Origin of the sequence: Enterobacter sp. 18A13 (assembly GCF_007035975.1) — a bacterium.
GTDB classification, from domain to species: Bacteria; Pseudomonadota; Gammaproteobacteria; order Enterobacterales; family Enterobacteriaceae; genus Enterobacter; species Enterobacter vonholyi.
Map to the genome: position 1 here is coordinate 3,806,663 of NZ_AP019634.1, position 24,645 is coordinate 3,831,307.

A 24,645-nucleotide genomic window follows, 5' to 3' on the forward strand; every position below is an offset into this window, starting at 1 on the left:
GTCCCAATCCTTATGACTCTGAATGTATTGCAATCATAACGGCGGATTTACATACAGTCACCCCTAAAACATGGCGTTAGCAGTATGGGTTAAGAAGATAATACGAGGGAGCGAAAAGCCCCCTTTTAGCTATATATCCCACGGATTTGTTTGTATTTTTCTCATTTTGTATTCGATACCACACACGGTGAAAGTGAGTTTCTCTGTGTCGATCACCCCCTCAACCTCTTTGTAGTCGAATGGGAATATCACTTTATTGTCGTTGATTTTGTACAAGCCGCCTGGAATGTTAGCACCATGCTCAACTTGCAAATAATCCCCCTTGATTGTCCAACGCCCCTCCACCTGGTATCCAATCGCGCTACCGTGCTCATTAAAGTAAATGCTCATGATGATTCCTTACTCTTTGAACTCGATTTCTTGATCATCAAGTTCCCCATTGCGAGAAACCTTGATTGAAAAACGTTTGAAGGTTTTGAAAAACTCCTCAAGCGTCATTTTGACTTTTTCCCTTCTTAACCCATGTTCATCGTCTGAAACAAATGCTTCAACATCAAAGAAACGCTCTGCTGAGTAGAAGGAAATACCTTTCACAATCTCACCTTCTTTCAATACCCCGTTGTCTCTCAGAAAGTCGCTAAAGTCTTCCTGATCAGCGCTGTCTGCTGCAACGCTTCCCTTCCAGTCGTCATACTGAACATGAGCCTTAAAGTGTTCTTTTTCCATCTTATTTATCCTTTGCTGTGGGTAATCAAAGGTAGCGTAGCGCAGATTTTGGACAATACAAGCCTTAATGCCCGTTGGTGGTAAGACAACGCGCTGAGCCGTTAGGCGAGAACATCAGGGTGTGTCAGACAGTGAAGTTTATCAGGATGACCATGTACCCGAAGGAGCGAGGCCGAACCGCTGGCAGAGCTTGCATATGGTCTGCAAGTACCGTGACCACCATAAAACCTGTTTATTCCCTGCAACGTCATCTCGACGTGTGGCACGTGGGAGCATCGGCAAAAAATGCGCTTCACTGTAAGGTTATGAGAATCAATGCCCGGATCAGGCTTTTCCTTCACGTTGGATTATCGCGGTGTGAGGTTGGAACTGCCGCCGACGAATAGTTATACTCTCATTTCCATGTAACTATCCGTGACAACTAACAGTGTACCTCTTGTTGGTAAATCGTCGTTCAATGGTAGAACGATCACAGACAACTTATGTTAAGTAAGTTGTTGAAAGCAAAACGAGTTTTATCGAAGTTTTGCCACAAGGGGAGAGATCTGGAGCGGGCGAAGGGAATCGAACCCTCGTATAGAGCTTGGGAAGCTCTCGTTCTACCATTGAACTACGCCCGCTTTGAGGTGCGTATGGCATTATAGACCTTACACACCTTCATACAAGCCTCTTCACAACTAACCGGCGATTAAATAATCACTTAGCACTTCGGTTTGCTGCCGGGCGCAGGAAGATAGCGCTGCGGATCGATGGCCGTCGCCTTATAGCGGATCTGGAAATGCAGCTTCACTGAATCCGTACCGGTGCTGCCCATGGTGGCAATCTTCTGCCCTGCTTTGACGTTCTGCCCGTTGTTGACCAGCATCGTGTCGTTGTGAGCATAGGCCGTGATGTAGTCTTCACCATGTTTAATCATGATCAGGTTACCGTAGCCGCGCAGCTGGTTACCGACGTAAACCACCTTCCCGGCGCCGGAGGCATAAACCGGCGTACCGCGCGCAGCGGCGATATCAATACCCTTGTTGCCACCTTCAGAGAGTGAGTAAGGGGCGACCACTTTACCGCTGGCAGGCCAAATCCAGCAGCGCTGTCCAACCGGCGGCCATGACGATTGTGGCACCTGATAGGACGGCGTCACTTTGGCGGTTTTGCCTTTCGAAGAGGATTTTTTGCCCGAGGACGATCCGCCGCTAACCTTCAGCTGCTGCCCCACCTCGATGGTGTAAGGTGGCGAAAGATTATTCAGCCGCGCCAGATCCTTCACGCTGGTCCCCGTTGCGCGCGAAATCCGGTACAGGGTGTCCCCGCGCTTAACGGTGTAGACCGAACCGGAATAGCTTCCCGTATCCGAAGATTTGCTCCCTGAACAGCCCGCCAGCAATAGCGTCAGCGTCAGGCAAAAAATGGCGGTAATGGGGTTTCTCGTCAGGCTTCCTGCAAACAAAACAGATCCTCGGTCAGCGTGAATGGCGCACTATGATAACAGCCAAAACGAATAAGGGTCATGCCCTTTTCCGCTCTACGAGCCAAACCGTTCGTATAAGAATGCAGTATAATGCTTCGGCTGATGGTGCTGAACCACTCGGCATTTTGGCACTGGAGCATCAATGAGTATTCAAGAACACGTTATTTTGGTAAACGACCAGGGAATGGTGATTGGCACTCAGGAAAAATATGCCGCTCACACGTTACATACCCCGCTGCATCTGGCGTTCTCTTCCTGGCTTTTTAACGCAAAAGGGGAATGTCTGATCACCCGACGCGCCTTAAGCAAAAAAGCCTGGCCCGGCGTCTGGACCAACTCCGTTTGCGGCCACCCGCAGTCGGGCGAAGAGACAGTCCAGGCGATAATCCGCCGCTGCCGCTTTGAAGTGGGCGCTGAACTGACCGATATCACCGCCGTCGCCCCTGAATTTCGCTATCGGGAAACCGACCCGTCCGGGATCGTGGAAAATGAAATTTGCCCGGTATTCGCCGCCCGCATCACCAATGACGTGACGATAAACGAAGATGAAGTGATGGACTATCAGTGGGTTGAGCTGGAGGCGTTATTCCGCGCGCTGGACGCAACGCCCTGGGCCTTTAGCCCGTGGATGGTCATGGAAGCGACTACCGCCCGCGAAGAACTTAAAGCCTTCGCGGCGCAATAAAAAAGCCCCTTTCGGGGCTTTTTTTACATCTTAACGTCTTACTTCACCGGGCGCATAGCCGGGAACAGGATCACATCGCGGATGGTGTGGCTGTTGGTGAACAGCATAACCATACGGTCGATACCAATGCCCAGACCCGCCGTTGGTGGCAGACCGTGTTCCAGCGCAGTCACGTAGTCTTCGTCGAAGAACATCGCTTCGTCGTCGCCTGCCGCTTTCGCGTCAACCTGGTCCTGGAAGCGCTGAGCCTGGTCTTCCGCATCGTTCAGCTCGCTAAAGCCGTTACCGATTTCACGGCCGCCGATGAAGAATTCGAAGCGGTCAGTGATTTCCGGGTTCTGGTCATTACGACGCGCCAGAGGAGAGACTTCCGCCGGGTATTCGGTGATGAAGGTCGGCTGAATCAGGTGCGCTTCGGCCACTTCTTCGAAGATCTCGGTCACGATACGGCCCAGACCCCAGCTCTTCTCAACCTTGATACCGATGCTTTCCGCGATCGCTTTCGCAGAATCGAAGTTATCCAGATCCGCCATGTTGGTTTCCGGACGGTACTTCTTGATCGCTTCGCGCATGGTCAGTTTTTCGAACGGCTTGCCGAAGTCGAAGACTTCTTCACCGTAAGGGACCTGCGTGGTGCCCAGAATATCCTGCGCCAGGGTACGGAACAGGGATTCGGTCAGCTCGATCAGATCTTTGTAATCCGCATACGCCATGTAGAGTTCCATCATGGTGAACTCTGGGTTATGGCGAACGGAGATACCTTCGTTACGGAAGTTACGGTTGATCTCGAACACGCGGTCAAAACCACCGACCACCAGGCGCTTCAGGTACAGTTCCGGCGCGATACGCAGGTACATGTCCAGGTCCAGGGCGTTGTGATGGGTGATGAACGGACGCGCAGACGCGCCGCCTGGGATCACCTGCATCATCGGGGTTTCCACTTCCATAAAGTCGCGGTTGACCATGAACTGGCGGATACCGGCCATGATCTGGGAGCGAATTTTAAAGGTCTTGCGGGATTCATCGTTAGAGATGAGATCCAGGTAGCGCTGACGATAGCGCGCTTCCTGATCCTGCAGGCCGTGGAATTTGTCCGGCAGCGGGCGCAGGGCTTTGGTCAGCAGACGCAGCTCGGTGCAGTGGATAGACAGTTCACCAGTTTTGGTTTTGAACAGTTTACCTTTTGCGCCCAGGATATCGCCCAGGTCCCACTTCTTGAACTGCTCGTTGTAGATGCCTTCCGGCAGGTCGTCACGGGAAACGTACAGCTGAATGCGGCCGCCAACGTCCTGCAGGGTCACGAATGAGGCTTTACCCATGATACGACGGGTCATCATGCGGCCTGCAACGGCCACTTCAACGTTCAGCGCTTCCAGCTCTTCGTTCTCTTTCGCGTCGAAGTCAGCGTGCAGTTGGTCTGAGGTGTGGTCACGACGAAAATCGTTCGGGAACGGCACGCCCTGCTCGCGCAGCGCTGCCAGCTTCTCGCGGCGGGTTTTCAGTTCGTTGTTAAGATCGACTACCGCGTCAGCGCCCTGTGCTTGTTGTTCAGACATGTTGGTTCCTCATAACCCTGCTTTCAAACTTGCTTCGATAAATTGGTCCAGGCTGCCGTCCAGCACCGCCTGCGTGTTGCGGGTTTCAACCCCGGTACGCAGGTCTTTGATGCGGGAGTCATCAAGGACGTAAGAACGGATCTGGCTGCCCCAGCCGATGTCAGACTTGTTGTCTTCCATCGCCTGTTTCTCAGCATTTTTCTTCTGCATCTCCAGCTCATAAAGCTTCGCTTTCATCTGCTTCATGGCCTGGTCTTTGTTCTTATGCTGGGAACGGTCGTTCTGGCATTGCGTGACCAGCCCGGTTGGAATGTGGGTAATACGCACCGCCGATTCCGTACGGTTAACGTGCTGACCGCCCGCGCCGGATGCGCGGTAAACGTCGATACGCAGGTCCGCCGGATTAATTTCGATATCAATATCTTCGTCAACTTCCGGGTAAACGAACGCGGAGCTGAAGGAGGTATGACGGCGGCCGCCGGAGTCGAACGGGCTCTTACGCACCAGGCGGTGAACGCCGGTTTCGGTACGCAGCCAGCCGTAGGCGTAATCGCCAATGATCTTGATGGTGACGGATTTCAGACCCGCAACTTCACCTTCAGACTCTTCGATAATTTCGGTTTTGAAACCGCGCGCTTCTGCCCAACGCAGGTACATACGCGTCAGCATGCTGGCCCAGTCCTGCGCTTCGGTACCGCCAGAACCTGCCTGAATATCGAGATAGCAGTCAGCGCTGTCGTATTCGCCGGAGAACATGCGACGGAATTCAAGCTGCGCCAGCTTCTCTTCCAGCACGTCGAGTTCTGCCACGGCTTCGTTAAAGGTTTCTTCGTCGTCAGCTTCGACGGCCAGCTCCAGCAAACCGGAAACATCTTCCAGCCCCTGGGCCATTTGATCCAGCGTATCTACGATAGCTTCGAGAGAGGAACGCTCTTTACCCAGCGCCTGTGCGCGTTCAGGTTCGTTCCAGACGTCCGGCTGTTCCAGCTCGGCGTTTACTTCTTCAAGACGCTCTTTCTTGGCATCGTAGTCAAAGATACCCCCTAAGAACGTCAGAGCGCTCCGTGAGGTCCTGAATACGGTTTTTTACCGGATTAATTTCAAACATGGTCTGTTTTCTTTTATGGACTTGTCAAAATGCGGTGATAAGAGCGGGATTGTACCGAATCCACGCCCTTTTTTATAGAGATTACTGCCGCTAAATTGGCCAGATATTGTCGATGATGATCTGAAGGGTGCGGTTACCGCGAAACTCGTTGATGTCCAGTTTGTACGCCAGCTCGACCTCGCGCACGCCGTTGTCCGGCCAGATGGAGGTATCGACGTTAAAAGCAATGCCGTCCAGAAGCGGTCCACCGCCCACGGGCTCAACCATCACTTTCAGATGACGTTCGCCGACAATGCGCTGCTGCAGCAGGCGGAATCGCCCGTCAAACAGCGGTTCCGGGAACATCTGCCCCCACGGGCCGGCATCGCGCAGCATTTGCGCCACGTCCATCGTCATCTCAAGCGGTGAAAGCTCGCCATCGGACACCACTTCCCCCTGCAGCAGGGCCGGGTCAATCCAGTCGGTGACCAGCTCGCCGAACAGGCGCTGGAACTCGTCGAATTTCGCCTCTTCCAGCGACAGTCCAGCCGCCATCGCATGGCCGCCGAACTTGATCATCAGACCCGGGTACAGTGTATCGAGACGCTCCAGAGCATCACGCATGTGCAACCCCTGAATTGAGCGGCCAGAGCCTTTCAGCGTGCCGTCGCCCGCGGGTGCGAACGCGATCACCGGGCGGTGGAAGCGCTCTTTGATGCGCGACGCCAGAATGCCGACCACGCCCTGATGCCACTCGGGATGGTACATCGCCAGGCCGCCCGGCAGCGTATCGCCGCTGCGCTCCAGTTTTTCACACAGGGTCAGCGCTTCGGCCTGCATCCCCTGCTCAATCTCTTTACGTGTCTGGTTCAGGGCGTCCAGCTCGTTGGCCAGCACGCGCGCTTCACCGATGTTGTCGCACAGCAGCAGCGCCACGCCGACGGACATATCGTCCAGTCTTCCGGCCGCGTTCAGGCGCGGCCCGAGCGCAAAGCCCAAATCGCTTGCCGCCAGCTTGAGCGGATCGCGGTTGGCTATTTCCAGCAGCGCCTTGATCCCCGGCCGGCACTTGCCCGCGCGAATGCGGCTTAGGCCCTGCCAGGTCAAAATGCGGTTATTGGTATCGAGCGGTACCACGTCCGCGACGGTGCCCAGCGCCACCAGATCGAGATATTCCGCCAGGTTCGGTACGGCAATACCGCGGGATTCGAACCAGCCCTTATCGCGCAGCAGAGTCCGTAACGCCAGCATCAGATAAAACGCCACGCCTACGCCCGCAAGGGATTTCGATGGGAAATCGCAGTCGCGCAGGTTGGGATTAATAATCGCTTTCGCATCCGGCAGCGTTTCGCCCGGCAGGTGGTGATCGGTAACCAGCACCGGGATCCCCAGAGCGTGAGCATGATCGACCCCCGCATGGGAAGAGATCCCGTTATCGACGGTCATGATCATCTGCGCACCGCGGGCATGGGCCTGATCGACCACTTCCGGGCTGAGTCCGTAGCCGTCTTCAAAACGGTTAGGCACCAGATACGTGACGTTATCGCAGCCCAGCGCGCGCAGGCTGAGCACGCTCAGCGCGGTGCTGGTTGCGCCGTCGGCGTCGAAATCCCCTACCACCACAATCCGCGTTCCTTCACGCAGCGCGTTGTAGAGCATTTCGGTAGCTTTTTCGATACCGCTCAGCTGCTGCCAGGGCAGCATCCCTTTCACGCTGCGCTCAAGATCCTCAGCGCGACGCACGCCGCGGCTGGCGTAGAGGCGCTTAAGCAGCGCCGGGAGATCGTCTGGCAAATCAACCGGTTCAACCGCCTCGCGGCGGCGCAATTTTATCGGGGCTTTCACGCGGATTATTTACCACCAAACTGTTTCTGGTGCGCGTCGAGGAACTCTTTCATCTCTTTTGGCCCCTGATAGCCCGGAACGACATAGCCATTGCTCAGGACAATCGCTGGCGTACCGCTCACGCCAAACTGCACGCCGAGCGCGTAGTGGTTAGCGATATCAATGTCGCAGGAGGCCGGCTTAACGCCTTTGCCGTTCATCGCGTCGTCAAACGCTTTGTTGCGGTCTTTCGCACACCAGATAGCCTTCATGTCCTGCTCGGGCTGGCTCTGCACGCCCGCGCGCGGGAAGGCCAGGTAACGCACGGTAATACCCAGCGCGTTGTAGTCTTTCATCTCTTCATGCAGCTTGTGGCAGTAGCCGCAGGTGATGTCGGTGAAAACGGTAATAACGTGTTTTTCCTGCGCCGCTTTATAGACGATCATCTCTTTTTCGAGCGCGTTCAGGTTTTTCATCAGCAGCTGGTTGGTGACGTTCACCGGCTGCGCGCCGCTCACGTCGTACATTGGCCCCTGAATAATGTGTTTGCCGTCTTCGGTGACGTACAGCACGCCGCTGTTGGTCAGTACCGTTTTCATCCCAGCAACCGGTGCAGGCTGAATATCGCTGCCGGTGACGCCAAGCTTAGCCAGCGACTGTTTGATGGCGGCATCGTCCGCATGGGCGAAACCGGTAAATGAGGCTGCCAGCAGGGTGAACAGCGCGAAAGACTTTTTCATATGTGATCCTGTTACAATTCGTCGGCACTCACGCTCGAGGGTGGTGCTGTTGGTGTAGCTGCCGCAGGCGTTCCGTCGCGACATGGGTGTAAATTTGCGTCGTGGAAAGATCGCTGTGTCCCAGCAGCATCTGCACCACGCGTAAATCAGCGCCGTGGTTGAGCAGATGCGTCGCGAAGGCGTGACGCAATACGTGCGGCGAAAGCTTTTCACTGTCGATACCCGCCAGTGTGGCGTAATGCTTAATGCGATGCCAGAACGTTTGCCGCGTCATCTGCTGGGCGCGCTGGCTCGGAAACAGGACGTCGATAGACGTACCATTGAGCAGCCACGGACGGCCATGCTCCAGGTACGTTTCCAGCCAGTAAACCGCCTCTTCCCCCAGCGGAACCAGCCTTTCCTTATTTCCTTTACCAATGACGCGCACCACGCCCTGACGCAGGCTGATGTCGCTCATCGTCAGGCCAACCAGTTCCGAAACGCGCAAGCCGGTAGCATACAATAGCTCAAGCATGGCTTTATCGCGTAACTCCAGCGGCAGGTCAACAGCCGGTGACTGTAATAATCTCTCAACTTGTGCTTCGCTGAGATCTTTCGGCAGCCGCTGCGGAAGCTTAGGGGAAGCCAGCAGCGCGCTTGGATCGTCTTCGCGAATCTTCTCACGGTAGAGATGCTGGAAAAGCCGACGCATGGCGCTGAGCAAACGAGCGGAACTGGTGGCTTTGTACCCCCCTTCTACACGTTCACCGAGCAGCGCCTGTAGGTCGTCGCTTTGCGCGCTCGCCAGCGAGAGCTGCCGACGGGCCAGCCACTCCACCAGCATGGTAAGATCGCGCCGGTAGGCGCTGAGCGTATTCTCGGCCAGATTTTTCTCCAGCCACAGCGCGTCGAGAAACTGTTCGATCAGTGCGAGATCCTTTTCCACATCAGCCCCTTTGATTCTGCAGTCAGGCCATTATGCCTGATTGCGACCGGTTTCTGGTACACTACGCGCATAGTCAAAGCAAGAATTGAGATAGTTACGCGATGAATATTGGTCTGTTCTATGGTTCCAGCACCTGCTACACCGAAATGGCGGCAGAGAAAATTCGCGACATCATTGGCCCGGAACTGGTGACGTTGCATAACCTGAAAGATGACGCGGTCGCGCTGATGGAACAGTACGATGTCCTGATCCTTGGCATCCCAACCTGGGATTTTGGTGAGATACAGGAAGACTGGGAAGCCATCTGGGATCAACTCGACTCAGTCAACCTCGACGGCAAAATCATTGCCATGTACGGCATGGGGGACCAGCTCGGTTACGGGGAATGGTTCCTGGACGCGCTCGGCATGCTGCACGACAAACTGGCACCGAAAGGGGTGTCGTTTATCGGCTACTGGCCAACCGAAGGTTACGAGTTCACCAGTAAAAAACCGATTATTGCCGACGGCGAGCTGTTTGTTGGGCTCGCGCTGGATGAAACCAACCAGTACGATCTCAGCGATGAGCGCCTGCAAACCTGGTGCGAACAGATTCTGGGCGAAATGGCTGAAAAGTTTAGCTAACGCATATTATCCCTGCGTCGTCTGTTGCAATAGCATCCGGCGCAGATCTCGCCACTCGGCAGCATCCATACTGTCAGCCGCCAGCCAAAGATGCTGGCAACGCCCGCCGTCCACCTTGCGTAACCGTAACATCATGCCGCAGTTGAGCATCCAGGGCATACCGAGGATATCCCACTCTTTACCCTGCCAGCGCAGGCGGGAATCCATCAGTAATTTGATCTCTCCCTGACGGGCATTAATTCGACGCTGGCTGCGTACGCTGTCAAAAACGACAAACGAGAGTAACAGCAGCCACAGCGGCGTATAGCTTAGCGGCCACGGCATCAGTAACACAAAGGCCGCAACCAGTCCGTGGAGCAATAAAGACATCCACTGCGAGCGCCACGAGACGCGAAGATCAGATTGCCACAGGACCACGTTCCCGATTCCGTGTTTGAATTAATTGCACCATCCGTTGCAACTCGGTATCGGCGGGTTTGCCGTGGTTCATCAGCCAGTTGAATAAATCTGGATCGTCAGACTCAAGCAGGCGAACAAACAGACGCTTATCATCGTCGCTTAAGGTGTCATACTCATATTCGAAGAAAGGCATGATGGAAATATCAAGTTCACGCATTCCGCGACGGCACGCCCAGTGAATACGGGCCTTGTTGTTAATATCCATGTTCAGTTTCCTGCATTACGTTTGGCACAGTCGGTGCCCCGTTCAGTGTTCTTTGTTTCTCTACGGGGACACCAGCTAGTGTAACGTGTTTTTGAACGTTTCATTACTGGAATATTGCGATCGCCGAGCAGGCTTCCCGAATACCCCCTACAAAGACAGCGGATTACATTATTTTGCGTAGCGTTACGCATAACCGGTTTAGGGCACAAATGGCCTGTTGAAAGCGCTTGCATTGCCTGCAGGCTCTTTTACCATTAGGCATTATCAAAGCGTTAAGCAATTCAGGATATCGTTATGGCATTTACACCATTTTCTCCTCGCCAGCCCGCCGCCTCTGCGCGTCTGCCGCTGACGCTTATTTCTCTTGATGACTGGGCGCTGGCGACGCTCACCGGTGCCGACGCCGAAAAATATCTGCAGGGCCAGGTGACCGCCGACGTCAGCCAGATGACCGAACACCAGCACCTGCTGGCCGCGCATTGCGACCCAAAAGGCAAAATGTGGAGCAACCTGCGTCTCTTCCGCCGTCAGGATGGCTTTGCCTTTATTGAGCGCCGCAGCCTGCAGGAGGCCCAGCTCAAAGAGCTGAAGAAGTACGCGGTCTTTTCCAAAGTCACTATCGCCCCGGACGACGAACATGTCCTGCTGGGTGTGGCCGGCTTCCAGGCACGTGCGGCGCTGAAAAATCTCTTCAGCGAACTGCCGAATGCCGAAAAGCAGCTCGTCAGCGAAGGCGACACCTCCATCCTGTGGTTTGAACACCCGGCAGAGCGTTTTCTGTTAGTCACGGATGCCGAAACCGCCGAGCGCATCACCGAGGCGCTGCGCGGCGAAGCGCAGCTTAACAACAGTCAGCAGTGGCTGGCGCTGAACATCGAAGCGGGTCTGCCGGTAATTGACGCAGCAAACAGCGCACAGTTTATTCCTCAGGCAACCAACCTGCAGGCACTGGGGGGTATCAGCTTTAAAAAAGGCTGTTACACCGGCCAGGAGATGGTGGCGCGTGCAAAATTCCGCGGGGCAAACAAACGTGCGCTGTGGACACTCGCGGGACATGCCAGCCGCGTCCCTGAAGCGGGTGAAGACTTAGAGCTGAAGATGGGTGATAACTGGCGCCGTACCGGCACCGTATTAGCCGCCGTACAGCTGGATGATGGACGTCTTTTGGTTCAAGCCGTCATGAACAACGACATGGAAGCCGACAGCGTGTTCCGCGTGCGTGACGATGCAAATACGCTGAGTATTGAGCCGCTGCCGTATTCTCTGGAAGAGTGATGCTGTATCGCCCGGTGGCGCTGCACCTACCGGGCCTAGGGTTTTGGTGTCCTCCCTCCCCCTGTGGGAGGGGGCCGGGGTGAGGGCAACCGCCCGCACGGCGTAAAAAACTAGGCCTGCCCTACGTACAAATAGATCGCCAAAAAGTGGCATACGCTGCCGCCCAGCACAAAGCCGTGCCAGATGGCATGGTTGTAAGGAATGCGCTTGCAGACGTAGAAAATCACGCCGAGCGAGTATACCACGCCGCCTAAGGCCAGAAGCGTCACGCCCCCTATCGACAGTTTGATTGCCAGTTGATACACCACAATCAGCGACAGCCAGCCCATGGTCAGATAGGTGACCAGCGACAGCACCTTAAAGCGGTGCGCGATGGTCAGCTTAAACAGGATCCCCAGCAGTGCCAGGCTCCAGATAACAATCATCAGGCCACGCGACAGCGGCGAGTTAAGCCCCACCAGCAAAAACGGCGTGTAGGTGCCTGCAATAAGAAGATAGATAGCGCAGTGGTCAAATTTCTTGAGCCACATCTTGGCCCGCTGATGCGGGATCGCGTGATACAGCGTCGACGCCAGAAACAGCAGGATCATACTCCCGCCATACAGGCTGTAGCTGGTAATGGCCATCGCGCTGGCATTAGCGTCCACCGCCTGCACCAGCAATAAGACTAAACCGACAATCCCAAACACCAGGCCAATGCCGTGGCTGATGCTGTTGGCTACTTCCTCAGCCAGCGAATATCCCTGTGCGATTAATGGTCTGCTCACCATACAAAACTCCGGGAAAACAAAAGATGATTATTCATCGCATCACTATGCTAACTGAGAATGATTCCAGTGAACACATGTTAGCTAAAATAAAGTTAAACATAACGTTTCTAAATTACAATCAGACAGTTACACTTTAATTTCAGCTAACGCACGTTTCGATTTTAATTATAAACATTTAAAATCAATCACATAAAACTGGTTCTGCCTGGGGTAGATCTCTGCGATCACGCTTTTCAATTCATCCAGGGTCATGTTCTCCTGTTCAGCATGTTTTTGCGTCAATGTGGCGAACGTAACGGTTGACGTTCCCGTTACTTCGATGGTGCAAAAATAACCATCATCCTCATAACGTCCCACCCGCAGGATATCGCCGGTTTTGAAATGGGATTCACTTTTATCCCGGATAGTGATGGTTTTACGCCCGGCCAGAATGTCGTTCTGAAAGCGCTGAAAAAAAGTGATGTCGTTTGGCTGCATGTTATTATTCCCTGAAGAAAAGTCTGATGAGTGAGTGTAGTCATTGTGAGCATGTTCTCCCATTCCGCCATTGCCAGTCTCAATAACCTGGAGATGATGGTCTACAACTATGTCATAAAAAATCGTGACAAAGTGATGTACATGACCATCCGCGAGCTGGCGGATGCGGCAGACGTCTCAACCACCACTATCCTGCGCTTTTGCCGCAAGCTTAACTGCGAAGGATATTCTGAATTCCGCGTGCGCTTTAAGCTTTATCTTGAACAGAACGAGCCCCAGCAGGCGAACTTCGGCGCCAGCGAAATAATCAGCTTTTTTAAAAGCGTGAATAATGAAGAGTTCGACGCGTTATTGGATAAGGCGGTCGATATTATTTTATCTTCCGAGCGAATTATATTTGTCGGTGCCGGGACATCAGGCTCGCTGGCAAAATATGGCGCACGTTTCTTTTCTAATATTGGGAAATTCAGTAACCATATTGATGACCCTTATTTCCCGGTCACGAATGACATGGCAAAAAATGCGCTGGCTATTGTGCTCTCCGTCTCGGGCGAGACCGAGGAGATCCTGCGCTTCGCCAGCCAGTTCAGCCTGCATCACTGTAAGGTGCTCTCCATTACCAGCCACGAGCACTCGCGCCTGGCAAAACTGGCGGACTTTAATCTCTCCTGGCACGTTCCTCAGACTCGAATTGCAGGCGTCTACGATATAACCACGCAAATTCCCGTCATCTATATTCTGGAATCTCTCGGCCGTAAGCTGGCGAAGAAACTTACAGAATAAAACACCCTGTTTTTTTGATGTGACAAATCACATTTACCGTAAATTGTTATATCGTGACATTTAATTTCGCTTTGCTAGACTCGATGCCAATAAGTCATTTATTGAGAATAGCAGCGATGAAAAAATTGACCTTACCAAAAGATTTTTTATGGGGTGGCGCGGTTGCCGCTCATCAGGTTGAAGGCGGCTGGAACAAAGGCGGCAAAGGGCCAAGCATTTGCGACGTATTGACCGGCGGCGCACACGGCGTACCGCGCGAAATCACGCAGGAGGTGGTACCGGGGAAATACTACCCCAACCATGAAGCTATCGATTTCCACGGCCACTACAAAGAAGACATCAAGCTGTTTGCCGAGATGGGCTTCAAGTGTTTCCGTACCTCCATCGCCTGGACGCGCATCTTCCCGAAAGGTGATGAAACGCAGCCAAACGAAGAGGGGCTGAAGTTTTACGACGACATGTTCGATGAGCTGCTGAAGTACAACATCGAACCGGTGATCACCCTCTCCCACTTCGAAATGCCGCTGCACCTGGTGCAGGAATACGGTAGCTGGACCAACCGTAAAGTGGTCGATTTCTTTGTGCGCTTCGCGGAAGTGGTTTTTGAGCGCTACAAAAACAAGGTCAAATACTGGATGACCTTCAACGAAATCAATAACCAGCGCAACTGGCGCGCACCGCTGTTCGGCTACTGCTGCTCCGGTGTGGTCTATACCGAACACGAAAATCCCGAAGAGACCATGTATCAGGTGCTTCACCACCAGTTTGTGGCCAGCGCCCTGGCGGTGAAAGCCGCGCGCCGCATCAATCCGGAGATGAAAGTCGGCTGCATGCTGGCCATGGTGGCGCTCTATCCATTCTCCTGCAAGCCGGAAGACGTGATGTTCGCCCAGGAATCGATGCGCGAGCGCTACGTCTTTACCGACGTCCAGCTGCGGGGTTACTACCCGTCTTACGTCCTGAACGAGTGGGAGCGCCGCGGGTTCTCCATCAAAATGGAGGCAGGCGACGAGCAGATCCTGCGTGAAGGTACCTGCGACTACCTGGGCTTCAGCTACTACATGACCAACGCGGTGAAGGCGGAAGGCGGTACCGGCGATGCCATTTCGGGTTTCGAAGGCAGCGTGCCGAACCCGCACGTTAAGGCTTCCGACTGGGGCTGGCAGATTGACCCTGTAGGGTTACGCTATTCCCTGTGCGAACTGTACGAGCGTTACCAGAAACCGCTGTTTATCGTTGAAAACGGGTTCGGCGCCTACGACAAGGTTGAAGAAGACGGCAGCATCAACGATGACTATCGTATCGACTATCTGCGTGCCCACGTGGAAGAGATGATCAAAGCCGTTACCCACGATGGCGTGGATCTGATGGGCTATACGCCATGGGGCTGTATCGACTGCGTGTCGTTCACCACCGGCCAGTACAGCAAACGCTACGGTTTTATCTATGTGAATAAACACGACGACGGTACGGGCGACATGTCGCGTTCACGCAAGAAAAGCTTCGAGTGGTATAAGGGCGTGATTGCCAGCAACGGCGAGAAACTTTAACGCCGGGCGCCGTTACGCTTGTTCCCCTCTCCCCTTGGGGGAGAGGGTTAGGGTGAGGGGTTTACTTCCCACCCGCCAGCTCAATAAAGCTCCCCGTTACGTACGACGCCTTCTCGCTCAGCAGCCAGACAATCGCCTGGGCGACCTCTTCCGGCTGACCGCCGCGCTGCATCGGCAGCAACGATTTCACGCGATCCACTCGCCCCGGCTCTCCGCCGGAAGCATGGATATCGGTATAGATCAGACCCGGACGGACGCAGTTGACGCGAATGCCCTGCGCCGCTACCTCCAGCGATAAACCCGTTGTCAGCGAATCCACCGCCCCCTTGGACGCGGCATAATCCACATATTCACCCGGCGCGCCCAGACGCGACGCTGCAGAAGAGACATTCACTATCGCCCCACCCTTGCCGCCATGCCTGAAGGACATTCGTTTTACCGCTTCCCGGCAGCAGAGGAAGTAGCCCGTGACGTTGGTTGCCAGGACGCGGTTAATGCGCTCAGCGGAGAGATTCTCGATGGTGGATTGCTCAAACAGAATTCCCGCATTATTGACCAGCGCGGTAAGCGGCTCGCCTTCACGATCGATGCTGTCAAACATCGCCAGCACCTGAGCTTCATCACTGATATCTGCGCGGACGGCAAAGGCTTTACCGCCAGCTTCAACGATCTGGTTTATCACGTCCGTCGCGGCTTTAATGTTGTGATGATAGTTCACCGCCACGGTGTAGCCTTCGCGTGCCAGCTGCAGCGCAGTGGCTTTCCCAATGCCCCGACTGGCGCCGGTCACAAGTGCAATGCCCATTTTCTTCTCCCAATAAAAAAGCCGGGTGGCGGCTTCGCCTTACCCGGACTGGATTACTGCACCAGCGCGATTACTGGTATTCGCTCATCGGTACGCAGGAGCAGAACAGGTTACGGTCGCCGTAAACGTCATCGAGACGCTTCACGGTCGGCCAGTATTTGTTCGCCACGCCTGCCGGGAAGACCGCCAGCTCGCGGGAATAACCGTGGTTCCACTCAGCCACCATCTCGTGCTGGGTGTGCGGAGCGTTGACCAGCGGGTTATCTTCCAGCGTCCACTCGCCGTCCTGCACGCGGTCGATCTCCATGCGGATGGCCAGCATCGCGTCGATAAAGCGGTCCAGCTCTGCTTTGCTTTCAGACTCCGTTGGCTCAACCATCAGCGTACCCGCAACCGGGAACGACATGGTTGGCGCGTGGAAGCCGTAGTCGATCAGACGCTTGGCGATATCCAGCTCGCTAATGCCGGTCTGCTCTTTCAGCGGACGAATATCGAGGATGCACTCGTGCGCCACGCGACCGTCGCGGCCGGTATAGAGCACCGGGAAGGCAGACTTCAGGCGCGTCGCAATATAGTTGGCATTCAGAATTGCCACCTGGCTCGCCTGCTTCAGCCCTTCCGCGCCCATCATGCGGATGTACATCCAGCTGATTGGCAGGATAGAGGCGCTACCGAACGGTGCCGCAGAGACCGCGCCCTGACGGGTCAGCATGCCTTCGATCTGAACTACGCTGTGGCCTGGGACAAACGGCGCCAGGTGCGCTTTCACGCCGATAGGACCCATGCCCGGGCCGCCACCGCCGTGCGGGATGCAGAAGGTTTTGTGCAGGTTAAGGTGCGACACGTCCGCGCCGATAAAGCCCGGAGAGGTAATGCCCACCTGAGCGTTCATGTTTGCGCCATCGAGATAAACCTGACCGCCGAACTGGTGCACCACTTCGCACACTTCACGGATAGTCTCTTCGTACACGCCGTGGGTGGACGGATAGGTCACCATGATGCAGGAGAGCCTGTCGCCCGCCTGCTCGGCTTTCGCGCGCAGGTCGACCAGATCGATGTTGCCGTTCTTATCGCACGCCACCACAACCACTTCCATACCCGCCATCTGGGCAGAGGCCGGGTTGGTACCGTGGGCGGAGCTTGGGATCAGGCAGATATCGCGGTGACCTTCGTTGCGGCTTTCGTGATAGTGACGGATTGCCAGCAGGCCCGCATATTCACCCTGCGCGCCGGAGTTCGGCTGCATGCAGAGCGCGTCATAACCGGTCAGCTTCACCAGCCAGTCGGAAAGCTGGTTGATCATCATATGATAACCTTCTGCCTGCTCCGGCGGGCAGAACGGGTGCAGCTCGGAGAATTCAGGCCAGGTGATCGGGATCATCTCTGCTGCAGCATTCAGCTTCATGGTGCAGGATCCCAGCGGGATCATCGCCTGGTTCAGCGCCAGATCCTTGCGCTCCAGAGAGTGCATGTAACGCATCATCTCGGTTTCGCTGTGGTAGCGATTGAAGACCGGATGCGTCAGGATCGCATCATTACGCAGCATGCTGTCCTGAATGGAGCGGCTGTCGAGCGCGACCTCTTTGTCGAGCGCATCAATGTCCAGACCGTGCGCGTCACCCAGTAGCACGCTGAACAGGTTCAGGATATCGTCGCGGGTGGTGCTTTCATCGAGCGTAATGCCGACGGCGTTGTGGATGTCGCTGCGCAGGTTGATCTTTGCCGCGTCCGCGCGGGCCAGCACGGCCGCTTTGTCCGCCACGTCCACACACAGGGTGTCGAAGTAGTGAGCGTGGCGCAGCTTAAGGCCTTTCTGCTGCAGGCTGCAGGCCAGAATATCGGCCAGGCGGTGAATGCGGCTGGCAATGCGCTTCAGACCAGCCGGGCCGTGGAACACGGCGTACAGGCTGGCGATGTTTGCCAGCAGCACCTGTGAGGTACAGATGTTGGAGTTCGCTTTCTCGCGGCGGATGTGCTGCTCGCGGGTCTGCATCGCCATGCGCAGCGCGGTATTACCGGCAGCATCTTTGGAGACGCCGATAATACGGCCAGGCATGGAGCGTTTGAATTCATCTTTCGCGCCGAAGAACGCCGCGTGCGGGCCGCCGTAGCCCATCGGTACGCCGAAGCGTTGCGCAGAGCCGAAGACGATATCCGCGCCCTGTTTGCCCGGTGCCGTCAGCAGCACCAGCGCCATAAAATCGGCGGCAACGCTAACAACCACCTTGCGGGATTTCAGCTCGGCAATCAGCGCGCCGTAGTCGTGAACTTCGCCGGTGGTGCCCACCTGCTGCAGCAGAACGCCGAAAACGTCCTGATGATCCAGCACTTTGTCAGCGTCGTCGACGATTACGTCAAAGCCGAAGGTCTCTGCGCGAGTGCGCACCACGTCCAGCGTCTGCGGATGCACGTCCGCCGCCACGAAGAAGCGGTTAGCATTTTTCAGCTTGCTCACTCGCTTAGCCATCGCCATCGCTTCGGCGGCGGCGGTCGCTTCGTCCAGCAGAGAAGCAGAGGCGATATCCATGCCGGTAAGGTCCAGCGTCACCTGCTGGAAGTTCAGCAGTGCTTCCAGGCGGCCCTGGGAGACTTCTGGCTGATAGGGGGTGTAAGCGGTGTACCAGCCCGGGTTTTCCAGCATGTTGCGCAGGATCACCGGCGGCAACTGCACGTTGGTGTAGCCCATGCCAATGTAAGACTTATAGCGCTTGTTCAGGCCGGCGATGGCCTTCAGCTCCGCCAGCGCGGCGAATTCCGTGGTGGCTTCCCCCACCTGAGGCGGCGTGGCAAGCTGGATGTCTTTTGGCACAATCTGGCCGATCAGTGCGTCTAATGAATCCGCGCCAACCGTCTTCAGCATCTCCTGCTGTTGCTGAGCATCCGGCCCAATGTGACGTTCGATGAAGGCGCCACGGTTTTCAAGCTGGCTTAAAGTCTGTGTCATGAGCGATGGTTCCTGAAACGTGCAGTGAATGTGTTTTCTCCCTCTCCCTGAGGGAGAGGGCTGGGGTGAGGGTGTCGTCTGTTCCCCTCACCCTACCCTCTCCGCAAAGGGGAGAGGGATAATGGCTTACTCGTCTTCTAACAGTGCTTCGTACGCGGTCGCATCCAGCAGCGCGGCAACCTGGGATTCGTCGCTGGCTTTGATCTTGAAGATCCAGCCGCCTTCATAAGGCTCGCTGTTGACCAGCTCCGGCGAATCGCTCAGCGCATCGTTGACGGCGACAATCTCACCGCTTACAGGGGCATAGATGTCAGATGCTGCTTTTACGGACTCTGCTACGGCGCAGTCGTCGCCCGCGCTAACGGTCGTGCCCACGTCAGGCAGGTCAACAAACACCATGTCGCCCAGCAGCTCTTGCGCGTGCTCGGTGATCCCTACGGTGTAAGTGCCGTCCGCCTCTTTGCGCAGCCACTCGTGTTCTTTGCTGTATTTCAGTTCTGCTGGCACATTGCTCATTGAAGTTCTCCTGATAAAAATGATTAGGCGACCGGCTTACCGGCGCGAACAAAAATCGGTTTGGTCACGTTGACCGGCATTTCGCGGTTGCGGATTTGCACCACCGCCGTTTCGCCAATGCCCGCCGGCACGCGTGCCAGTGCAATACTGTAGCCCAGCGTCGGTGAGAAGGTTCCGCTGGTGATCACGCCTTCGCGATGATTGCCGTCAGCATCGGTAAAGCGCACCGGCAGCTCGCCGCGCAGCACGCCTTTTTCCTTCATCACCAGTCCCACCAGCTGTTCGGTGCCCTTCTCGCGCTGCATCTCCAGCGCTTCACGGCCAATAAACTCACGGTCAGCCGGTTCCCACGCGATGGTCCAGCCCATGTTGGCGGCCAGCGGAGAGACGCCTTCATCCATCTCCTGACCGTAAAGGTTCATTCCCGCTTCCAGACGCAGCGTATCGCGCGCGCCCAGACCCGCAGGCTTCACGCCCGCTTCCACCAGCGCACGCCAGAAATCAGCGGCCTTCTCGTTCGGCATCGCAATTTCGTAGCCGGCTTCACCGGTGTAGCCGGTGGTGGCGATAAACAGATCGCCCGCCTGCACGCCGAAGAACGGCTTCATGCCTTCGGTTGCTTTGCGCTGCTCGTCGTTAAACAGAGAGGCGGCTTTCGCCTGCGCGTTTGGTCCCTGCACGGCGATCAGCGACAGATCGTCACGGACGGTGATGTCGATGGCATAAGGTTCGGCGTGTTGGGTGATCCAGGAGAGGTCTTTTTCGCGGGTGGCGGAGTTTACAACGAGGCGGAAGAAATCTTCAGTGAAGTAATAAACGATAAGGTCATCAATCACGCCGCCCGAGGCATTCAGCATGCCGGTATAGAGCGCTTTGCCCGGCGTCTTCAGTTTGGCGACGTCGTTTGCCAGCAGATAACGCAAAAACTCCCGGGTGCGGCTACCGCGCAGATCGACAATCGTCATATGGGACACGTCGAACATACCGGCATCGGTGCGCACCGCGTGGTGCTCATCAATCTGAGAGCCGTAGTGCAGCGGCATCATCCAGCCATGGAAGTCCACCATGCGGGCGCCGCATAACACGTGTTGTTCGTACAAAGGAGTCTGTTGAGCCATCTTGTCCTCGTTGAAAAATTCACCGTGAAACCCGGTATCGGCCCCGCGTTCGGGCACCGACGCAAACGTTCTCTTTTACCTGAACTTACCACCGAAACCGGCGGTTAACCATAAGGCAAAATGGGTCATCACATTAGCTTATGACCAAAAAACGCTAAAAAGCCTACAGAGTTATTCACTGGAAAAATGCGATTAACCCCGCACAAAATTAACAATGCTCTAACAGGATTTAGCACATGGTGATATTTCGTGCGGAAAATCGGGCCGAATTTCCGTAACGAGAAAAATGCGACATTAGATTATCTAATGCGAAAAATGACGTGAAATTAGAATATTTCAAACGAGGGAATTTCCCCGGCGCAGAGGCCGGGAAAAGAAAGTGTGACCGGGGTCTAAATTAACGCAGCCAGTCCGGCAGGTCGTTAAGACCCATCGCCTGACGGAGGAGTTGGGGCTTAACGCCCGGAAGGGTGTCAGCAAGCTTGAGGCCAATATCGCGCAGCAGTTTTTTCGCTGGATTCGCTCCGGCAAACAGCTCGCGGAAGCCCTGCATGCCCGCCAGCATCATCGCCGCGCTGTGCTTGCGGCTGCGCTCGTAGCGGCGCAGGTACAGATGCTGACCAATATCTTTCCCTTCGCGATGCAGGCGACGCAGCTCCTCAACCAGCTCCGCCGCGTCCATAAAGCCGAGGTTAACGCCCTGTCCTGCCAGGGGATGAATGGTATGCGCCGCATCCCCCACCAGCGCCAGACGGTGCGCCGCAAACTGACGCGCGTAGCGGCCGGTTAACGGGAATACCTGACGTTCGCTTTCAAGCGTGCACAGGCCAAGGCGGTTATCAAAGGCCACGCACAGCGCCTGGCTAAAGGCCTCCGGCGTCGCCTCATGCATCTGCTGGGCTTTTTCCGGCACCAGGGACCAGACAATCGAGCACAGGTGCGGGTCGCTAAGCGGCAGGAACGCCAGAATGCCGTCGTTGTGGAAAATCTGGCGCGCCACGCCGCCGTGCGGCTCTTCGGTACGGATCGTCGCGACCAGCGCGTGATGACGATAGTCCCAGAAGGTCAGCGGGATGTCGGCTTTATTCCGCAGCCAGGAGTTCGCACCGTCAGCACCGACTACCAGACGCGCGGTCAGCATGTCGCCGCTCTGCAGGGTGATAAACGCCTCGTTTTCGCCCCATGCCACCTGCTGGATCTGCGCAGGCGCAATCAGCGTCACGTCGCTGCACTGCTGTGCTTTCTGCCACAGCGCGTGGTGGATCACCGCGTTTTCAACGATGTGCCCCAGATGGCTATAGCCCATGCTTTCATCATCAAAAGCAATATGACCAAAGCTGTCCTTATCCCACACTTCCATGCCGTGATAGCAGCTGGCGCGATGCGCCACAATATCTGCCCAGACGCCAAGGTGCGTCAGCAGCTTTTCGCTGGCCGCATTGATCGCCGAGACGCGGAGTTCCGGCGGCGCATCCGGTGCAACGGGCTGGGGCTGCTTTTGCTCCAGCACCGCCACGCGCAGGCCGCTGCCCTGCAATCCACAGGCCAATGCCAGTCCAACCATTCCGCCGCCAACGATGGCGACATCAACATTTTGCACGATGATAACTCCTTAACGCGCGACCCAACCCAGGGTCCGCTGCGCCAGCACGTCACGTGCCGGAATGAATAGTTCCATCGCCATCAGCCCGAGGTTGCGGCCCGCAACCAGCGGTGCCCAGCGATTGGCAAAGAGATGGACTAAGCCGTCGGTAACGCCGATGGTGGCCTCTTTATCCGCCTGACGGCGCTTCTGGTAATGAATCAGCACCGAATACGCCCCGCAGTCTTTTTGCTCGCCCCACGCATGCGCCAGTGATTCGGCCAGGCTCATGACGTCGCGTAAGCCCAGGTTAAAGCCTTGCCCCGCGATGGGGTGCAGCGTCTGTGCGGCATTACCGACAAGCGCCAGACGATGGGAGACAGACTGAGACGCCGTGGTCAGCGAAAGCGGGTAGACCGTCCGCTTGCCTGCGTGGGTAATACGCCCCAGCCGCCAGCCAAAGGCTTTCTGCAGCTCGGTACAAAAACGTTCGTCGGACCAGCCCTTAACCTCTTCCGCCTTATCCTGAGGATGACACCACACCAGGGAACAGCGCCCGTCCGACATCGGCAGCATCGCCAGCGGACCATGCTGCGTAAAGCGTTCAAACGCCCTGCCGTGGTGTTCAGCTGCGGTAGAGACGTTCGCAATGACCGCCACCTGCCCGTAAGGCTGCTGGCGCCACTCCACGCCACACTGGCTGCCGAGCGACGAGCGCGAACCGTCCGCGGCGACCAGAAGCTGGCCTTCAAGAACGGTGCCGTTTTCCAGCGTCACGCTAACCGACGCCTCACTACGGCTCACGCTGGCCACGCGCGCCGGACAATGCAGCGTGACGCCCGGCGCGTCCTGGAGCAGGCGGAACAGTCCCAATCCGACGTCGTGCAGCTCAACGACCTGACCCAGGGCATCAATCCGGTAGTCCTGCGCGTCCAGCGTGACAAAGCCAGCATGGCCGCGATCGCTGACGTGCACGGTACCGATCGCCGTGGCGCGGTCGGCTATCGCCTGCCAGATACCAATGCGCGAAAGCTGCTGGCAGGTGCCCTGCGCCAGCGCAATGGCGCGCGCATCAAAACCGGGGTGGTTTGACGCCTCTGGCGCAACGGCTTCCACCAGGTGCACCGGAAGCTGGCCCTGCGTCAAATGCGAAATGGCCAGCGCCAGCGTGGCCCCGGTCATGCCGCCGCCAACGATAATCACGCTCATGCGCGTGCCGCTGCCATCAGCGCCTCGATATCGTCAGCGTTTTTCACGACGCTGGCGGTCAGGTTTTCGTTACCGGTTTCGGTAATCACGATGTCATCTTCAATACGAATGCCAATCCCGCGGTACTCTTCAGGCACGTCGGCATCCGGCGCGATATACAGGCCCGGCTCCACGGTTAACACCATGCCCGGCTCCAGCACGCGCGAACGGTCGGTGCCGTACGCGCCAACGTCATGCACGTCCAGCCCCAGCCAGTGGCTCAGGCCGTGCATGAAATACGGTCGATGCGCATTTTCAGCAATCAGGGTGTCTACATCCCCTTTCAGGATCCCGAGCCTGACCAGACCGGTAATCATGATGCGCACCACTTCGCCGGTCACTTCCTGCATGGAGGTACCGGGACGATACAGCCTGAGCGCCGTCTCAAGAGACTCGAGAACGATGTCGTAAATGGCGCGCTGTGCCGGTGAGAACTTACCGTTCACCGGGAAGGTACGGGTTATGTCCCCCGCATAGCCCTGATATTCGCAGCCGGCATCAATCAGCACCAGATCGCCGTCGCGCAGCGCGCTTTCGTTTTCGGTGTAGTGCAAAATGCAGCCGTTTTCCCCGCCGCCGACAATGGTGTTGTAAGAGGGATAGCGCGCGCCGTGGCGGTTAAATTCGTGGTGAATTTCGCCTTCCAGCTGGTATTCGAACATCCCGGGACGGCATTTCTCCATTGCGCGGGTGTGCGCCAGGGCGCTGATTTCGCCCGCACGGCGCATCATGTTAAGCTCGTCTTCAGACTTGAACAGGCGCATCTCATGCACCACCGGACGCCAGTCCGTCAGCGTGGCCGGCGCGGACAGGTTCTGCCGCGAGCCTTTGCGCAGCTTATCCAGCGCGGTGAAAACAATCTCATCGGCGTAGGCATATTCACCCTGCGCGTGATAGAGCACGTCGAGGCCGTTAAGCAGCTGATAAAGCTGCTGGTTGATTTCGCTAAACGCCAGCGCGCGGTCAACGCCCAGCTTCGCCGGTGCGGCCTCTTGCCCCAGGCGGCGGCCAAACCAGATTTCAGCAGTTAAGTCTCGTACGCGGTTGAAAATCACGCTGTGGTTGTGGGTGTCATTGCTCTTAATCAGCACCAGCACCGCTTCCGGCTCGTTAAAGCCGGTGAAGTACCAGAAATCGCTGCTCTGGCGATAGGGATATTCGCTGTCGGCGCTGCGCGTCACTTCGGGCGCAGCAAAAATTAGCGCGGCGCTCCCCGGCTGCATTTTCGCCAGCAGCGCCTGACGGCGGCGCGAATACTCTTGACTCGAGATAACCATGACAC

Annotated in this window: 24 protein-coding genes and 1 tRNA gene; 5 read left to right on the forward strand and 20 right to left on the reverse strand. The window is 56.3% G+C overall.

Annotated features, from left to right (window positions below):
- Nucleotides 1-129: 129 nt before the first annotated feature.
- From FOY93_RS18250 to actS, 4 genes are all read right to left on the reverse strand, one after another.
- Entirely contained in the window at nt 130-390 is a 261-nt protein-coding gene (locus FOY93_RS18250) for a hypothetical protein (RefSeq protein WP_143345507.1), read from the reverse strand.
- Between the two features lie 9 nt (nt 391-399).
- Nucleotides 400-726 (reverse strand): hypothetical protein, encoded by a 327-nt coding sequence (locus FOY93_RS18255; RefSeq protein WP_143345508.1) that lies wholly within the window; start codon nt 724-726, stop codon nt 400-402.
- 546 nt (nt 727-1,272) lie between these two features.
- Nucleotides 1,273-1,346: transfer RNA gene (locus tag FOY93_RS18260), tRNA-Gly, on the reverse strand.
- Nucleotides 1,347-1,426: 80 nt separating this feature from the next.
- On the reverse strand, nt 1,427-2,170 hold the full coding sequence (gene actS, locus FOY93_RS18265; protein ID WP_115876225.1) for an amidase activator ActS: 744 nt from the start codon (nt 2,168-2,170) through the stop codon (nt 1,427-1,429).
- A gap of 163 nt (nt 2,171-2,333) precedes the next feature.
- Here actS and idi point away from each other — a divergent pair, with 163 nt between their 5' ends.
- The gene (idi, locus tag FOY93_RS18270; protein ID WP_133295107.1) at nt 2,334-2,876 is read left to right on the forward strand and encodes an isopentenyl-diphosphate Delta-isomerase; all 543 of its coding nucleotides are present in this window, start codon (nt 2,334-2,336) and stop codon (nt 2,874-2,876) included.
- Between the two features lie 38 nt (nt 2,877-2,914).
- Here the strand turns inward: idi and lysS are convergent, their stop codons facing one another.
- The 5 genes from lysS to xerD form a co-directional block, all read right to left on the reverse strand.
- On the reverse strand, nt 2,915-4,432 hold the full coding sequence (lysS, locus tag FOY93_RS18275; protein WP_021242046.1) for a lysine--tRNA ligase: 1,518 nt from the start codon (nt 4,430-4,432) through the stop codon (nt 2,915-2,917).
- Between the two features lie 9 nt (nt 4,433-4,441).
- Nucleotides 4,442-5,540 (reverse strand): peptide chain release factor 2 gene (prfB, locus tag FOY93_RS18280; protein WP_096151315.1). Its coding sequence is split into 2 segments (ribosomal slippage): nt 4,442-5,464 and nt 5,466-5,540, totalling 1,098 coding nucleotides; the frame shifts between segments, so codons are not numbered across the junction.
- 90 nt (nt 5,541-5,630) lie between these two features.
- Nucleotides 5,631-7,364 (reverse strand): single-stranded-DNA-specific exonuclease RecJ, encoded by a 1,734-nt coding sequence (gene recJ / locus FOY93_RS18285; protein ID WP_133295108.1) that lies wholly within the window; start codon nt 7,362-7,364, stop codon nt 5,631-5,633.
- 5 nt (nt 7,365-7,369) lie between these two features.
- Complete coding sequence (dsbC, locus tag FOY93_RS18290) at nt 7,370-8,083, reverse strand: bifunctional protein-disulfide isomerase/oxidoreductase DsbC (RefSeq protein ID WP_029740340.1); 714 nt, start codon at nt 8,081-8,083, stop codon at nt 7,370-7,372.
- 28 nt (nt 8,084-8,111) lie between these two features.
- Complete coding sequence (gene xerD, locus FOY93_RS18295; RefSeq protein ID WP_133295109.1) at nt 8,112-9,008, reverse strand: site-specific tyrosine recombinase XerD; 897 nt, start codon at nt 9,006-9,008, stop codon at nt 8,112-8,114.
- A 101-nt stretch (nt 9,009-9,109) separates the two neighbouring features.
- Here xerD and fldB point away from each other — a divergent pair, with 101 nt between their 5' ends.
- On the forward strand, nt 9,110-9,631 hold the full coding sequence (fldB, locus tag FOY93_RS18300) for a flavodoxin FldB (protein WP_008499710.1): 522 nt from the start codon (nt 9,110-9,112) through the stop codon (nt 9,629-9,631).
- A gap of 6 nt (nt 9,632-9,637) precedes the next feature.
- Here the strand turns inward: fldB and FOY93_RS18305 are convergent, their stop codons facing one another.
- On the reverse strand, nt 9,638-10,048 hold the full coding sequence (locus FOY93_RS18305; protein ID WP_021242050.1) for a protein YgfX: 411 nt from the start codon (nt 10,046-10,048) through the stop codon (nt 9,638-9,640).
- Nucleotides 10,029-10,295, reverse strand: coding sequence for an FAD assembly factor SdhE (gene sdhE / locus FOY93_RS18310; protein ID WP_006178375.1), 267 nt, complete (start codon nt 10,293-10,295; stop codon nt 10,029-10,031). The genes FOY93_RS18305 and sdhE overlap by 20 nt, the downstream gene beginning before the upstream one ends.
- A 294-nt stretch (nt 10,296-10,589) precedes the next feature.
- On the opposite strand from sdhE, the gene ygfZ reads away from it, so the two are divergent.
- A complete protein-coding gene (ygfZ, locus tag FOY93_RS18315; RefSeq protein ID WP_133295110.1) occupies nt 10,590-11,570 on the forward strand; it encodes a tRNA-modifying protein YgfZ in 981 nt (326 codons plus the stop codon).
- Between the two features lie 110 nt (nt 11,571-11,680).
- Here ygfZ and trhA read toward each other — a convergent pair whose 3' ends face one another.
- Together trhA and yqfB are read right to left on the reverse strand one after the other, a co-directional pair.
- The gene (gene trhA / locus FOY93_RS18320; RefSeq protein ID WP_115876231.1) at nt 11,681-12,340 is read right to left on the reverse strand and encodes a PAQR family membrane homeostasis protein TrhA; all 660 of its coding nucleotides are present in this window, start codon (nt 12,338-12,340) and stop codon (nt 11,681-11,683) included.
- A 165-nt stretch (nt 12,341-12,505) separates the two neighbouring features.
- Complete coding sequence (gene yqfB / locus FOY93_RS18325) at nt 12,506-12,817, reverse strand: N(4)-acetylcytidine aminohydrolase (RefSeq protein ID WP_111963205.1); 312 nt, start codon at nt 12,815-12,817, stop codon at nt 12,506-12,508.
- 51 nt (nt 12,818-12,868) lie between these two features.
- On the opposite strand from yqfB, the gene FOY93_RS18330 reads away from it, so the two are divergent.
- On the forward strand, nt 12,869-13,600 hold the full coding sequence (locus tag FOY93_RS18330) for a MurR/RpiR family transcriptional regulator (RefSeq protein ID WP_032660101.1): 732 nt from the start codon (nt 12,869-12,871) through the stop codon (nt 13,598-13,600).
- Between the two features lie 116 nt (nt 13,601-13,716).
- Nucleotides 13,717-15,150 (forward strand): 6-phospho-beta-glucosidase BglA, encoded by a 1,434-nt coding sequence (gene bglA, locus FOY93_RS18335; RefSeq protein ID WP_115876233.1) that lies wholly within the window; start codon nt 13,717-13,719, stop codon nt 15,148-15,150.
- A 61-nt stretch (nt 15,151-15,211) separates the two neighbouring features.
- On the opposite strand, the gene FOY93_RS18340 is transcribed toward bglA, so the two are convergent.
- The 7 genes from FOY93_RS18340 to pepP all read right to left on the reverse strand — a co-directional run bounded on the left by FOY93_RS18340 (nt 15,212) and on the right by pepP (nt 24,634).
- A complete protein-coding gene (locus FOY93_RS18340) occupies nt 15,212-15,955 on the reverse strand; it encodes an SDR family oxidoreductase (RefSeq protein ID WP_115876234.1) in 744 nt (247 codons plus the stop codon).
- Between the two features lie 70 nt (nt 15,956-16,025).
- Complete coding sequence (gcvP, locus tag FOY93_RS18345) at nt 16,026-18,899, reverse strand: aminomethyl-transferring glycine dehydrogenase (RefSeq protein WP_143345510.1); 2,874 nt, start codon at nt 18,897-18,899, stop codon at nt 16,026-16,028.
- 126 nt (nt 18,900-19,025) lie between these two features.
- Nucleotides 19,026-19,415 carry a glycine cleavage system protein GcvH gene (gene gcvH, locus FOY93_RS18350; RefSeq protein WP_008499718.1) on the reverse strand — a complete coding sequence of 130 codons (390 nt, stop codon included), beginning with the start codon at nt 19,413-19,415 and terminating at the stop codon, nt 19,026-19,028.
- A gap of 23 nt (nt 19,416-19,438) precedes the next feature.
- Nucleotides 19,439-20,533, reverse strand: a complete 1,095-nt coding sequence (gcvT, locus tag FOY93_RS18355; protein ID WP_133295114.1) for a glycine cleavage system aminomethyltransferase GcvT — start codon at nt 20,531-20,533, stop codon at nt 19,439-19,441.
- Between the two features lie 397 nt (nt 20,534-20,930).
- Nucleotides 20,931-22,133: an FAD-dependent 2-octaprenylphenol hydroxylase gene (gene ubiI, locus FOY93_RS18360; protein ID WP_136195101.1), complete on the reverse strand. Its 1,203-nt coding sequence runs from the start codon at nt 22,131-22,133 to the stop codon at nt 20,931-20,933.
- A gap of 12 nt (nt 22,134-22,145) precedes the next feature.
- Nucleotides 22,146-23,324: a 2-octaprenyl-6-methoxyphenyl hydroxylase gene (gene ubiH / locus FOY93_RS18365; protein ID WP_136195100.1), complete on the reverse strand. Its 1,179-nt coding sequence runs from the start codon at nt 23,322-23,324 to the stop codon at nt 22,146-22,148.
- On the reverse strand, nt 23,321-24,634 hold the full coding sequence (gene pepP, locus FOY93_RS18370; protein ID WP_143345742.1) for a Xaa-Pro aminopeptidase: 1,314 nt from the start codon (nt 24,632-24,634) through the stop codon (nt 23,321-23,323). Before pepP ends, ubiH begins: the two co-directional genes overlap by 4 nt.
- Between the last annotated feature and the right edge of the window lie 11 nt (nt 24,635-24,645).